15 protein-coding genes are annotated in these 13465 nt (G+C 52.4%); 6 read left to right on the forward strand and 9 right to left on the reverse strand.

The genetic code is table 11. From position 1 onward, the window contains the following. Positions 1 to 6: 6 nt before the first annotated feature. The 4 genes from tauA to EHV07_RS21360 form a co-directional block, all read right to left on the reverse strand. Positions 7 to 984, reverse strand: a complete 978-nt coding sequence (tauA, locus tag EHV07_RS21345) for a taurine ABC transporter substrate-binding protein (protein WP_147200106.1) — start codon at positions 982 to 984, stop codon at positions 7 to 9. Positions 985 to 1214: 230 nt separating this feature from the next. Next, complete coding sequence (locus tag EHV07_RS21350) at positions 1215 to 1562, reverse strand: hypothetical protein (RefSeq protein ID WP_147200107.1); 348 nt, start codon at positions 1560 to 1562, stop codon at positions 1215 to 1217. Then, positions 1552 to 2196, reverse strand: coding sequence for a pesticin C-terminus-like muramidase (locus EHV07_RS21355; RefSeq protein WP_147200108.1), 645 nt, complete (start codon positions 2194 to 2196; stop codon positions 1552 to 1554). Before EHV07_RS21355 ends, EHV07_RS21350 begins: the two co-directional genes overlap by 11 nt. A gap of 202 nt (positions 2197 to 2398) precedes the next feature. After that, entirely contained in the window at positions 2399 to 3001 is a 603-nt protein-coding gene (locus EHV07_RS21360; RefSeq protein WP_147200109.1) for a LysE family translocator, read from the reverse strand. Between the two features lie 84 nt (positions 3002 to 3085). Here EHV07_RS21360 and EHV07_RS21365 point away from each other — a divergent pair, with 84 nt between their 5' ends. The 3 genes from EHV07_RS21365 to EHV07_RS21375 all read left to right on the forward strand — a co-directional run bounded on the left by EHV07_RS21365 (position 3086) and on the right by EHV07_RS21375 (position 5264). Next, positions 3086 to 4078 (forward strand): hydrolase, encoded by a 993-nt coding sequence (locus EHV07_RS21365; protein ID WP_147200110.1) that lies wholly within the window; start codon positions 3086 to 3088, stop codon positions 4076 to 4078. Between the two features lies 1 nt (position 4079). After that, positions 4080 to 4298: a YheU family protein gene (locus EHV07_RS21370; protein ID WP_147200111.1), complete on the forward strand. Its 219-nt coding sequence runs from the start codon at positions 4080 to 4082 to the stop codon at positions 4296 to 4298. 96 nt (positions 4299 to 4394) lie between these two features. Then, positions 4395 to 5264 carry a phosphoribulokinase gene (locus EHV07_RS21375; protein WP_147200112.1) on the forward strand — a complete coding sequence of 290 codons (870 nt, stop codon included), beginning with the start codon at positions 4395 to 4397 and terminating at the stop codon, positions 5262 to 5264. Between the two features lie 16 nt (positions 5265 to 5280). Here EHV07_RS21375 and EHV07_RS21380 read toward each other — a convergent pair whose 3' ends face one another. Beyond that, on the reverse strand, positions 5281 to 5685 hold the full coding sequence (locus tag EHV07_RS21380; RefSeq protein ID WP_147200113.1) for an OsmC family protein: 405 nt from the start codon (positions 5683 to 5685) through the stop codon (positions 5281 to 5283). A gap of 309 nt (positions 5686 to 5994) precedes the next feature. Between EHV07_RS21380 and crp the strand changes: the two genes are divergently transcribed. Further along, a complete protein-coding gene (gene crp, locus EHV07_RS21385) occupies positions 5995 to 6627 on the forward strand; it encodes a cAMP-activated global transcriptional regulator CRP (RefSeq protein WP_017803012.1) in 633 nt (210 codons plus the stop codon). A gap of 58 nt (positions 6628 to 6685) precedes the next feature. Beyond that, entirely contained in the window at positions 6686 to 8761 is a 2076-nt protein-coding gene (locus tag EHV07_RS21390; RefSeq protein ID WP_147200114.1) for a YccS/YhfK family putative transporter, read from the forward strand. Between the two features lie 43 nt (positions 8762 to 8804). Here the strand turns inward: EHV07_RS21390 and EHV07_RS21395 are convergent, their stop codons facing one another. The 4 genes from EHV07_RS21395 to ppiA all read right to left on the reverse strand — a co-directional run bounded on the left by EHV07_RS21395 (position 8805) and on the right by ppiA (position 11918). Next, positions 8805 to 10022, reverse strand: coding sequence for an aspartate aminotransferase family protein (locus EHV07_RS21395; RefSeq protein ID WP_147200115.1), 1218 nt, complete (start codon positions 10020 to 10022; stop codon positions 8805 to 8807). Between the two features lie 80 nt (positions 10023 to 10102). After that, positions 10103 to 10678: an aminodeoxychorismate synthase component II gene (locus tag EHV07_RS21400; RefSeq protein WP_147200116.1), complete on the reverse strand. Its 576-nt coding sequence runs from the start codon at positions 10676 to 10678 to the stop codon at positions 10103 to 10105. Positions 10679 to 10710: 32 nt separating this feature from the next. Then, a complete protein-coding gene (locus EHV07_RS21405; protein ID WP_147200117.1) occupies positions 10711 to 11271 on the reverse strand; it encodes a putative adenosine monophosphate-protein transferase Fic in 561 nt (186 codons plus the stop codon). 74 nt (positions 11272 to 11345) lie between these two features. Then, entirely contained in the window at positions 11346 to 11918 is a 573-nt protein-coding gene (gene ppiA, locus EHV07_RS21410; protein ID WP_147200118.1) for a peptidylprolyl isomerase A, read from the reverse strand. A 270-nt stretch (positions 11919 to 12188) separates the two neighbouring features. Between ppiA and tsgA the strand changes: the two genes are divergently transcribed. After that, positions 12189 to 13373: an MFS transporter TsgA gene (tsgA, locus tag EHV07_RS21415; protein WP_147200119.1), complete on the forward strand. Its 1185-nt coding sequence runs from the start codon at positions 12189 to 12191 to the stop codon at positions 13371 to 13373. The last annotated feature ends 92 nt before the right edge of the window (positions 13374 to 13465 follow it).

Consider the following 13465-nt stretch of genomic DNA (forward strand, 5'->3'; position numbering starts at 1 on the left):
CGACTCCTACTGGCTGAGATTTTTAACAAAACGGTTGGTAACGAAGCCGCTGTAGTCACTGGCGACCTGCGGCACTTTGCCCTGCTCTTTCAGGAACTGAGCGGTATCGATAATGGCTTTGTTGACCGGCTGCGCCAGCTGTTCGACCTGCTGCTGCGCGGTCAGATAGGTGTTGCCTTTTACCAGACCTGGCACCTGGAGCGAAGGCACGCCGCTCAGACGTGACAGCTTGCTCAGATTGCCGCTCTCTTTCAGCCACTGCTCAGGATTATCAAGATAGCCTTTTTGGGCGTTAATCGCGCTGCGGGCAAAAGCCGTCACCACGTCAGGATGCTGTTCAGCAAAGTCTTTACGTACCACCCACACATCCAGCGTTGGCGAACCCCATTTACCTACCTGCGCGGAGTCGGTCAGCACGGTGCCTTCCTTTTCCAGTTCATTGACTGCCGGTGCCCAGACGTAGGCGCCATCAATATCGCCACGCTGCCAGGCGGCAATAATCGCTGGCGGCTGGAGATTAAGAATTTGTACCTGATCGGGCTTGATGCCCCAGTGCTTAAGCGCGGAAAGCAGGCTGTAATGCGTTGTAGAAATGAAAGGTACGGCAATACGTTTGCCGATCAGATCCTGAGGATTTTTGATGCCCTTTTTGACCACCAGCGCCTCGGAATTGCCCAGCTGAGAAGCCAGCAGGAAGACTTCAATCGGCACCTGTTGGCTGGCGGCTACTGCCAGCGGGCTGGAGCCGATATTACCGATTTGCACGTCGCCGGAAGCCAGTGCTCTGACCACGCTGGAACCGCTGTCGAATTTGCGCCAGTCCACTTTCGCGCCACTTTCTTTGGCAAATGTGTTGTCGGCCTGCGCCACTTTGGCAGGCTCAGCGGAGGTCTGATAAGCAATAGTTACATCGACCGCCTGTGCGCTGAGCGCGGAAAGCGAAAGTGCTGCTGCAAGAATAGAAAGAGTGAATTTACGCGCCATGGCCCTGCTCCGTCGTTATCGTTATAAGGTGAATAACGCCTTTGTAACCGAGAGCGATAAGCGCGCAGAAGTAATTAAAAATTATCGGTTATAACTTTATTTGCTTAGAAGAAAAGTGGGATTCTATTGGCAGAAAATGACTTTGCAACCTGTACCGCGCTCGCCGTCACTGGAATGATAAAAAGGCGATCGGAAGCTGTTCAGAATGTTGGACACCTTTTGGCAACGTTTTAGGGTAGTAAGTTATTAAAATATTGCGACTCAATCAGATATTGATGCGTCAAACAATCGTTTACTTCAACCCCCTCCGCCTGAGTTTTTAATGAATCGAAGCTTTCAAGCTGGCATTTATAGTAATTAGTTCTTTCCCAGGCATCTTTTAACGCAATGATTAAATCCTTTTTTTCCGGATTGTTATCCACTTGATTTTTTATTGCGTAATCTAATTTATTTCTGGCTTGCTCCATTTGCCTTGAATATTTCTCATTAATTGCAGATGACTGCTCAATTTCCGATGAAGAGCAAGCGCAGGCAGCAATGCAGAACGTAATAATGAATAAGAAAATTTTAATTTTCATAGAATCTCACTCTTCGAAAAAATCTCTCCTGCGGAACCTTAGGCCATAAATCTCTGTTGGATAATATCCTGCCAAAACCTGGTACATCTCCCGCATAAGCATGACGTTGTAATAAACTTCTTATATGTGGCGTGTAGTCCCCCCGGTAACGCAGATCTATAAGTACTTCTTTTATTTTATCAGGAATATCTTGCCATGCCTGCCCAAGTAAAGCTTTTGGGTTGGGGTGATAAGCTTTTATCGTAGCACTCTTCTGGCATATCCTCTTCACATCATTTTCTATAGCATTATAGGTAACTTCGAATAATTTTAGCTGCTGATAATCGGAGATCTCGCCAATATCTTCTTTATTATTTTTTACGTAATCTCCGGCTAAACACCCCTTCAAACCCGCTGCTCCAGCAATTTTACTTGCCTGATCATTTGGAATTCCAGCCCGTCTTAACTCCGTTATTATTTCTTGCTTTGACCTGTCCCCCAAGTCAAAACCTCTTCCAATAGTTACCCCGGAATTATTTTTGGCACAACCGCTGAACACACCGGGCCAATGGATTTTACGGGAATAGTTGCGCCCCCCCTTAAAATCGTCCCCTTCGGCTCTAAATGTCAGTAATCCTTTCTTAGGTTCTAACATCTGACAGTTCCTTGTCAAAATAAAAACATTTAGAATAAATATCACAATTATTAAATAGCCGCAATAGTTTAAAAAAGGCCTGCGACTGCTCAATTTTCATTCTCAGGTTAATAATGCAATGCAAACAGGAAATAGCCATTTTAAAAAGCCATCAATTTTCACGATGGCTTTTAATGAACAAATGAAATTTATTTTAAGTTGCTCAGTGCCAAATCAGCAGTACACAGGCGGCGGTCAAAAGCCCCATCGCTACGTTAAAGATTGTCCAGGCACGGCGGCTACGTAAGATTTGCCCTATCAGCGAGCCAAAGCCCAGCCAGATCAAGCCTGAAACGAGGTTCACCAACGCCATGGCGAAGCTGATAGCGATTACCGAACTGCGGTAGGCTTCTCCTGCCAGGCTGAAGCTGGCGACCGCGCCTAACGCCATCAGCCACGCTTTAGGGTTGATAAGCTGTAGCAATCCACCTTGCCAGAACGGCATAGGCGTTGCCGGACCGTCGCCGGTCTCCAGTTTTTCATATTTCGCCGAGGCAATTTTCCAGGCCAGCCACAGCAAATAAGCACTGCCGGCTATTTTCAGGAAAAGGTGCAGGGAAGGATAAAGCAGGATCAATCCACCAATGCCAAACGCCACCATGAGCAGCATGACCTGCATACCAATCATGATGCCAATCAGCAACCACAGCGAACGCAGGAAACCAAAATTGGCGCCAGAGGCGGTGAGTAACATATTATTAGGGCCGGGCGTAATCGCAGCGACCCACAAAAAGCCCAACATAGATAAAAAAAGACTCAGTTCCATATGAAACGGGTGCTCCTCACCCCTGATCAGAAACGAACTCATCGAAGCTAGCAATGTGACAGAGATCCTACAAGCCTTTTGAACATGAATTTTGATCACCTGACGAGCAACGTCTTTCAACCGATAACCGGTATGAGTAACGCGCATTTGCAGACCGTTTTGCCGCGCCTGGTTCGTCGGCGAATTTTGCTGAAGCCCCACTGGCAGCGTCTGACCTTGCCGGACAGCGACTTTGTTGATTTGGCCTGGAGCGAAGACCCCACCTTCGCCCGCCACAAACCGCGCGTTGTACTGTTTCACGGCCTGGAAGGCAGCGTTAACAGTCCTTATGCGCACGGCCTGCTGCAAGCCTGTCAGCAGCGCGGCTGGCTGGGCGTGGTCATGCACTTTCGCGGCTGTAGCGGCGAGCCGAACCGGCTGGAACGCATCTACCATTCCGGCGAAACGGGCGACGCCAGCTACTTTCTGCAATGGCTGACGGATGAATTTGGCACGGTGCCGACTGCCGCAGTAGGATTTTCTCTTGGCGGCAATATGCTGGCCTGCCTGCTGGGGGAGCAGGGCGACGGCTGCCTGCTGGATGCCGCCGTGGTTGTCTCCGCGCCACTGATGCTGGAGCCGTGCAGCCTTCGTCTGGAACAAGGCTTTTCGCGGATTTATCAGCGCTACCTGCTAAACTTGCTGAAGCAAAACGCAACGCGAAAACTGAACAAGTGGCCTGGCACCCTGCCGGTAGATTTAACGCAGCTAAAAGCGTTGAAGAAACTGCGCGATTTCGACGATGCCATCACCGCCAGAGCACACGGTTTTCAGGATGCCACCGACTATTATCGCCGTTGCAGCGCGATGCCGTTATTGCCTGGCGTCACTAAGCCGTTACTGATTATCCATGCGAAAGACGACCCCTTTATGACCAGTGAGGTCATTCCCGCCGCAGCGATGCTACCCGCCAATGTTGAATATCAGCTTACGCAACACGGCGGACATGTAGGATTTGTCGGCGGAACATTGCGTAAGCCGCAGATGTGGCTGGAACAACGCATCCCTCAATGGCTTTCAACCTGGCTGGACAACTAACATGATTATTCCCTGGAAAGAACTCGATTCGGAAACCCTCGCGAACCTCATTGAAGCTTTCGTGCTGCGTGAAGGCACCGATTACGGTGAACAGGAGCGATCGCTGGAGCAGAAAGTCAACGACGTCAGGCGTCAGCTTGAAAGCGGTGAAGCGGTTCTGGTGTGGTCGGAACTGCATGAAACGGTGAACATCATGCCGCGTGGTCAGTTCCGCGAGTAGGTCGCTGTGCTTATCTTCTGCGCATGAACGTGACACAAATGCGCAAAACGTGATACCAATGCGGGATCGCCATGACCTTTTCAGAGAGCGCTAAGTATGTCAGCCAAACATCCCGTGATTGCCGTCACCGGCTCCAGCGGCGCAGGAACCACCACCACCAGCCTGGCCTTTCGCAAAATCTTTCAGCAGCTGAACCTGCACGCCGCGGAGGTTGAAGGCGACAGCTTTCACCGCTTTACCCGGCCGGAAATGGATATGGCAATCCGTAAAGCACGCGATATGGGCCGCCATATCAGCTACTTTGGACCCGAGGCCAATGACTTTGCGCTGCTGGAACATACCTTCGTTGAATACGGGCTGACCGGCAGCGGCAAATCGCGCAAATATCTGCACACTTATGATGAGGCGGTGCCGTGGAACCAGGTGCCGGGAACCTTCACCCCCTGGCAACCGCTACCCGAACCGACAGACGTCCTGTTTTACGAAGGTCTGCACGGCGGCGTCGTTACGCCGCAGAATAACGTGGCGCAAAATGTCGATCTGCTGGTCGGCGTGGTGCCGATCGTTAACCTGGAATGGATACAGAAGCTGGTTCGTGATACCAGCGAGCGTGGGCACTCTCGCGAAGCGGTCATGGATTCCGTCGTGCGCTCAATGGAAGACTACATCAACTTTATTACGCCGCAGTTTTCCCGCACCCACATTAATTTTCAGCGCGTACCCACTGTTGATACCTCAAATCCCTTTGCGGCTCGCGGCATTCCCTCGCTGGATGAAAGCTTTGTGGTTATTCATTTCCAGGCGCTGGAGGATATCGACTTTCCCTATCTGCTGAGCATGCTGCAAGGCTCTTTCATTTCCCATATCAACACGCTGGTGGTGCCGGGCGGCAAAATGGGGCTGGCGATGGAACTGATAATGGGACCCCTGGTGAAGCGACTGATCGAGGGCAAAAAGATCGAGTAGCGGCGTTTCCCGCTCGCTACTGTGCAACGATAGAAAAGCTGTGGGTCAGCTTCACGCCCTTCCCCAGCATCAGCGCGACCGGACAATATTTTTCTGCGGAGAGCTGGACCGCGCGAGCAACGATTTTTTCCTCCAGCGCCTTTCCGCTAACGATAAAATGCAGATTAATATGCGTAAATATACGCGGCGCCGCCTCACGCCGCTCTGACGTCAGTTTGACCTCGCAATCCCTGACGTCGTGACGTCCTTTTTGCAGAATAGAAACGACATCTATCGCGCTGCATCCTCCGGCCGCCATGAGCAACATTTCCATTGGGCTGGGTGCTTTATCACCGGCGTTACCATCCATTAAAACCTGATGACCGGATGAGGATTCTCCCAAAAAGGTCAGCCCTTCCACCCATTTGATACGTGCCTGCATAACAAACTCCTCTAATTCATTCAGTTATCTTACCTTCAGGTCCGGACAACAAAAACGGCAATGCGACATAAATAGCACTATGCTGAAGCGAGACAACAGAAGACACCCATGCAAAGCTGTGCTACAAACAAAGCTGTAATAATTTCGTCAGTACTCTACATACAAGACGAAAAGGGACGACATAACGAGCCAGGCTTTCAACAGAAGCCCGAATAAATTTCCTTGATGGGAAACGCTTGACCATTTCAACGCCTGACAGGGAACTCTGCCCCTGTATTTAGGCACGATAACAACAGAGGATAACAGCGAATGGTTCTCGGCAAACCGCAAACAGACCCGACACTTGAATGGTTCCTGTCACATTGCCATATTCACAAGTATCCATCCAAAAGCACGCTGATTCATCAGGGTGAAAAAGCGGAAACGCTTTACTACATCGTTAAAGGCGCGGTAGCCGTATTGATCAAGGATGAAGAAGGTAAAGAGATGATCCTCTCTTACCTCAATCAGGGCGATTTTATTGGTGAGCTTGGCCTGTTTGAAGAAGGTCAGGAACGCAGCGCCTGGGTGCGAGCGAAAACGGCCTGCGAAGTGGCTGAAATTTCCTATAAAAAATTTCGCCAGCTGATTCAGGTCAACCCTGACATCCTGATGCGTCTTTCATCACAGATGGCGCGCCGCCTGCAGGTGACGTCTGAGAAAGTCGGCAATTTAGCTTTCCTCGATGTGACAGGTCGCATCGCGCAAACCTTGTTAAACCTGGCTAAACAGCCGGATGCCATGACTCACCCGGACGGGATGCAGATTAAAATCACCCGCCAGGAGATCGGCCAGATTGTTGGCTGCTCGCGTGAAACCGTAGGTCGCATTCTGAAAATGCTGGAAGATCAGAACCTGATCTCCGCGCATGGTAAAACCATCGTAGTTTACGGCACTCGCTAACCGGCTCTGAATCCACGGCGCAACGCCTCTGTTGCGCCTTTTTTATTGGTATACAGTGATGTGGCGTCGAATTATCTATCATCCCGAGGTCAACTACGCGCTGCGTCAGACGCTGGTGCTCTGTTTACCGGTCGCTATTGGATGGCTGCTGGGTGACCTGCAAAAAGGACTGCTGTTTTCTCTTGTGCCGGCCTGCTGCAACATTGCCGGTCTCGATACCCCGCATAAGCGCTTTTTCAAGCGGCTGATGGTTGGCGGCGGCCTGTTCGCACTGAGCAGTTTTCTGGTCCAGTATTTAGGCAATCATGCCATTCCCCTGCCTGCCATTCTGTTTGCAATGGCTCTGCTGCTGGGCGTGACGGGCGAAATCAGCCCGCTGCATGGTCGTTTGCTCCCCAGCTCGCTGATTGCCGGTATTTTTACCCTCAGCCTGGCGGGAAGAATGCCCATTTGGGAACCGCCGCTGCTCTATATCCTTGGCACAGTTTGGTATGGCGCATTTAACTGGTTCTGGTTCTGGCTGTGGAAAGAGCAACCGATGCGCGAAACGCTCAGCCTGTTATACCGCGAGCTGGCGGGCTACTGCGAAGCGAAATATACCCTGCTGACCCGCCTTAGCGACCCGGAGAAATCGCTGCCGCCATTACTGGCCCGCCAGCAAAAAGCGGTCGACCTGATTACCAACTGCTATCAGCAAATGCATATGCTGGCAGCCAGCAACGATAATCACCACAAGCGATTGACGCGCGCCTTTCAGGTAGCGCTGGATTTGCAGGAGCACATCTCCGTGAGTCTGCATCAGCCGGAAGAAGTGCAAAAGCTGGTGGAGAAAAGCCATGCCGAGGCGGTGATCCGCTGGAATGCTCAGACTATCGCGGCCCGGTTGCGGCAGCTGGCCGACGACATTCTTTATCACAAGCTCTCCGAGCGCTTCTCCATGGATAAGCAGCTTGGGGCATTAGAAAAAATTGCCCGCCAGCATCCTGATAACCCGGTTGGAACGTTCTGCTCTTACCATTTCAGCCGTATCGCTCGCGTTCTGCGCACGCAGCGTCCCCTTTATCAACGCGACTTGATGGCCGATCGCCAGCGCCGCTTACCGCTGCTGCCAGCAATCAAAAACTATTTATCGCTCAAGTCGACTGCGCTACGCACCGCAGGCCGCTTTGCCGTGATGCTCACTTTTGCCAGCTCGCTGGCGCTGTTTTTTAACCTGCCCAAGCCTTACTGGATCCTGATGACGGTGATGGTGGTCAGTCAGAACGGCTACAGCGCCACGCGGGTGCGCATCCAAAACCGTGCGCTCGGCACGCTGGGCGGCTTAATTGTGGCGGCTGTCGCCTTACGCCTTCAGGTTCCGCAATCTGCCGTCCTGTTGGTAATGCTGATTATTACGCTGGTGAGCTACCTGTTTATCCGCAAATTTTACGGTCTGGCGACGATTGGTTTTACGGTGACGGCGGTTTACTCGCTACAGCTACTCTCACTGAACGGTGCGGACTTCCTGCTGCCGCGCCTGTTGGATACGCTGATGGGCTGCCTGATTGCCTTCGGCGGGATGATCTGGCTGTGGCCGCAGTGGCAGAGCGGCCTGCTGCGGCAGAATGCGCATGACGCGCTGGAAACCTATCAGGAGGCGCTACAGATGCTGCTGGGCGATGAGCAGAAGCCCGAGAAGCTTGCTTATCAGCGCATACGGGTTAACCAGGCGCATAACGCGCTGTTCAATTCGCTGAATCAGTCGATGCTGGAGCCGGGATTTGATAACAGCTATCTGTCAGATATGAAGCTGTGGGTAACGCACAGCCAGTTTATCGTGGAGCATATTAATGCGATGACGATTCTGGCCCGTGAGCACACCATGCTGACGCCGCAGCTGGCGGAACGTTATCTGCAAAGCTGCGAAATAGCCTTGCAGCGCTGCCAGCAGCGGCTTGAGTATGATGGCCCGAGTTCGGGAAGTAACGTGCTGGACGATAAGACGGAGTCTAATCAGGGGCCGGTCACTATTCTGGAAAGGCATGTGAAGCAGATTTTGGGACACCTGAGCGTCATGCATACCCTCTCTTCACTGGCCTGGAGCAGCCGACCGCATCATGGACGCTGGCTGTCGAGGCGTCTGCGTAAGTCCTGAAGGGCAGCCGGAAGCCTGTGTTAACGGCTTCCGGCCTTCTGGCTTACGCCAGCACTTTCTTCACGGCCTCAGCGAAGCGCGTCATGCCTTCTTCAATATCGGCAGGCTCAATAACCAGCGATGGCGCAAAGCGGATAACATCCGTTCCCGCATTCAGGATCATGACGCCTTCGGCCGCTGCGGCGTTAAGGATATCGCGCGCTTTACCCGCATGCTGAGGTTTCAACGCCGCACCAATCAGCAGTCCTTTGCCACGAATTTCGCTGAACAGATCCAGCTTCGCATCCAGCGCTTTTAATGCAGTGACGAACAGCTCACGCCGCGTTTCAACACCGCTGAGTACTTCTTCCGTGTTGATAATATCCAGCGCGGCTTCGGCTACGGCACAGGCCAGCGGATTGCCGCCATAAGTGGTGCCGTGAACGCCCGGCGCCATCGCGGAGGCGATTTCATTGGTGGTCAGCATCGCACTCACCGGGAAGCCGCCGCCCAGCGCTTTAGCGGTGGTCAGAATGTCTGGATTCACGCCGTAATGCTCACAGGCAAACAGCTTGCCGCTACGGCCCATGCCGCTCTGCACTTCATCCAGTACCAGCAGCGCCTGATGTTCATCACACAGCTGACGCAGTCCCTGCATAAACTCTGGCGTCGCAGGCACAATGCCGCCTTCGCCCTGGATTGGCTCAACCACGATGGCGCAGGTGTGATCATCAATTACCGCTTTAACCGCAGCCAGATCGTTGAACGGCACATGGACGATATCCGCCGGTTTGGGGCCGAAACCGTCAGAGTATTTAGGCTGTCCACCAACGGACACGGTAAACAAAGTGCGGCCGTGGAACGCATTATGGAAGGCGATGATTTTACTTTTATACGGCGAATGGCGCTTCGAAGCATAGTAGCGAGCCAGTTTAAACGCGGCTTCGTTCGCTTCCGCGCCGGAGTTGGCAAAGAACACGCGTTCAGCGAAGGTCGCCGCAATCAGCTTGCTGGCCAGGCGCAGAGAAGGCTCGTTAGTGAATACGTTGCTGGTATGCCACAGCGTTTCACCCTGCGTTTTCAGGGCTTCCACCAGCGCAGGATGGCAATGACCCAGCGCAGTAACGGCAATCCCACCGGAGAAGTCGATATATTCTTTGCCCTGCTGATCCCAGACGCGGCTGCCTTTTCCTTTCACCGGCACAAACTGCGCTGGTGCATAAACAGGCAAAATCACTTCATCAAACGTTGAGCGCGTTACCGCTAATTTATCCGCTGCCATTGCCTACCTCATTTTCTTACGTTACAGAGACGTGAAATTATAATCATAAAATATGCATAAAAAATCACTCAAAGGCAACTCTATTGCCGGAGGAAATTTTTTAACAGCTGATGTCCCTGTTCGCTGAGGATGCTTTCCGGATGAAACTGCACGCCTTCCAGCGGCAGTTGGCGATGGCGGAATCCCATAATTTCATCCGGCTGCCCGTCACGCAGTGACCATGCCGTCACCGTAAAGTCCGGCGGCAGCGAATCCTTCTCAACAATCAGTGAGTGATAACGCGTGACCGTTAGCGGATGATTTAGTCCTGCAAACACGCCGCCTTCGTTATGTTCAATGGCGGAGGTTTTGCCATGCATCACTTCCCTCGCCCGTACCACCCGCGCGCCAAAAGCCTGAGCGATAGCCTGATGACCGAGGCAGACGCCCAGAATCGGCAGCTTACCGGCAAACGCACGGATAGCAGCCAGAGAGATGCCCGCATCGTCTGGCGTACAGGGGCCCGGTGAAATCACCAGTTTTTCAGGCTGAAGCGAAGCAATCTCTTCCAGCGTCAATTCGTCGTTTCGGTGTACCCGGACATCGGCACCCAGTTCACAAAAGTATTGGTAGAGATTCCAGGTAAAAGAGTCATAGTTATCAATCAGCAACAGCATGGGCACTCCGGGTAGATCGGGACGCCGCTATTCTACGCACTTTCATCCCGTTCGCTTACCACTTTGCCAAATGCGGCCGACAGCGGTGCCAGGTCGCCCGCCAGGCTGGCCTGAATCGCCGCCTGCCAGCTTTCACGATCGATCAGGCGCCACTGAATATCCCAACCGGCATGAACAATCAGCTGCTCAAAAAAGAGTCGTTGAGCACGGCCATTACCGCGCAGGAAGGGATGTAACACCGTCAGCTCACAGTAGTACCAGGCCAGGCGTTCGATCAGTTCTTCATAAGGGAGATCGGCAAGGCCATTTTCTTCCTCCAGCGCCTGCATCAGCGCATTGCCTTCTTTTTCGATGTATTCGAAATGGCAGCACAGCGTCTCACCGATATGAATATCGATTTGCCGCAGCTCGCCTGCATCATCCAGAACATCCTGAAAAAGCTCACGATGGAGCGCACGCAGATGAGGTAAACCGGGATTACGGGCGCCCAGCTCAGGCAGCGTGGCGCTTAGCAGAAAGCTCGCGAGGAAATTATCTGGCAGACGCTGCTGCCAGAGGCTGTTTTTTTGCTTGTCGGTGAGTTTTCTGGACATACGACCTCCATGGACGGGGTAAAGGCTGCGTGAAATGTTCACTAATTATAAGCAGCATTCCCCCGTCGGGAGGGTTAAGGCAGGACTTTTGCAGAAAGGATCACCACCGGTTTGACCGGTACGTTCTGATAAGGGCCAACGTTTTGCGCCTGAACCTGAGAGATCTTATCAGCAACGTCCTGGCCTTTTACCACTTTACCGAACACGGCATAGCCAAAATCACGCTGGCCGTGGTCGAGGAAAGCATTGTCAGCCACGTTGATAAAGAACTGGCTGGTGGCGCTGTCTTTATCGGCAGTACGCGCCATTGAAATGGTGCCGCGCTTGTTCAGCAGACCATTATCGGCTTCGTTTTTGATCGGCGCGTTGGTCGGTTTTTGCTGCATGTCAGTGGTAAAGCCACCGCCCTGCACCATAAAACCAGGAATGACGCGATGAAACGTCGTGTTGTTATAAAAACCGCTGTTGACGTAATCAACAAAGTTTTTCGTGGAAATTGGGGCTTTTTGATTATTGAGTTCCAACTCAATGTTGCCAGCTGAAGTGGTCAGCAGCACATGCGTATCCCCTTTCGCAGCCAGCGCGGAAGCAGAGATCGTGGACAGCGCGAGCACGGTGGCAACCGCTGTCAAAGTACGTTTTAACATGAAAGATTCCTTACTGAGGGCTAGCAAAAAAAACAAAGTTGATTGTAAAGAGGCGCTTAACCGGGCGCCAGCGTTTTACCTTTATTTACGCGTTTATCCGCGACGCAATCGCTTTCGGAGAGGAAAAAACAGTGACATTTATCACGAAATTCATGAACATGAGCGCATTAATTTCATTATTGATTTAAGCAGATCACTATTCCCGCTAAAATGGCCGCGCTAAGCGTGAGCGTTCTGCTTCACGATCTCTCAGACTCACAGGCTTCCACTATGACTAATCGCGATCGAATCGGGCTTACCTGGATCAGTTTTTTGTCCTATGCGTTAACCGGCGCAGTAGTAATTGTCACCGGTATGGTACTGGAAAATATTGCTGACTATTTTCATCTGCCGGTCGCGCAGATGAGTAATACCTTTACCTTCCTCAACGCCGGTATTTTAGTGGCGGTCTTTTTAAATGCCTGGCTGATGGAAATTATCCCTCTGCGGCGCCAGCTGATTTTCGGCTTTGTACTGATGCTGCTGTCGGTTCTGGGGCTGATGACCAGTCACTCGTTAAGCGTGTTCTCACTTTGTATGTTTGTGCTCGGCGTGGTCAGCGGCATTACTATGTCGATTGGTACTTTCCTGATCACGCACCTGTATGAGGGACGCCAGCGCGGCTCACGCCTGCTGTTTACCGACTCGTTCTTTAGCATGGCAGGCACGATTTTCCCGATTATCGCTGCCGCGCTTCTCGCCCGCTCGCTGCCATGGTACTGGGTTTACGCCTGCATCGGCGTCATCTATCTGGCCATTTTCGTGCTGGCGCTACGCTTTGAGTTCCCGGTACTGGGTAAAAATTCTGCCGCTCATCAGGCCGTTGAAAAAGAAAAATGGGGCATTGGCGTGCTGTTCCTGTCTGTCGCGGCGCTCTGCTACATTCTGGGACAGCTTGGCTTTATTGGTTGGGTGCCGCAATACGCCACCAAAAGCATGGGGATGGATCTGATTCAGGCAGGGGGTCTGGTCGGTAATTTCTGGACTTCGTACATGATCGGCATGTGGGCGTTCAGCGCTATTTTGCGCTTCTTCGATCCTCAGCGAATTGTGACGCTGCTGGCGCTGCTCTCTACTGGCCTGATGTACTGGTTCGTCAGCAGCACCGATGCTTCAATGCTGAAGTGGATCATGATTAGCCTTGGCTTCTGCTCCAGCGCTATCTATACCACTATCATCACCCTCGGCTCGCTGCAAACCAGGGTTTCCTCGCCTAAGCTGGTTAACTTTATTCTGACCTGCGGAACGGTAGGCACCATGCTGACCTTTGTGGTCACTGGCCCGATCGTTGAGAAAGGCGGCGCTCATGCGGCGCTGATGACCTCAAACGCGCTGTATGCGGTGGTATTTGTGATGTGTCTGCTGCTGGGCTTCGTGAGTAAACACAAGCTGCACGGCCATATGTCTTCGCATTGATCGATAAGGCCGGTACCTGCTTCGATAAGGGGTGCCGTGCCAGCGCGAGGGATACGGGCCGTCCATAAAGACGCAAAAGACGGCATCCCTGC

The sequence above is a fragment of the Pantoea sp. CCBC3-3-1 genome (assembly GCF_007981265.1).
In the GTDB taxonomy this organism is placed as follows: Bacteria; Pseudomonadota; Gammaproteobacteria; order Enterobacterales; family Enterobacteriaceae; genus Erwinia.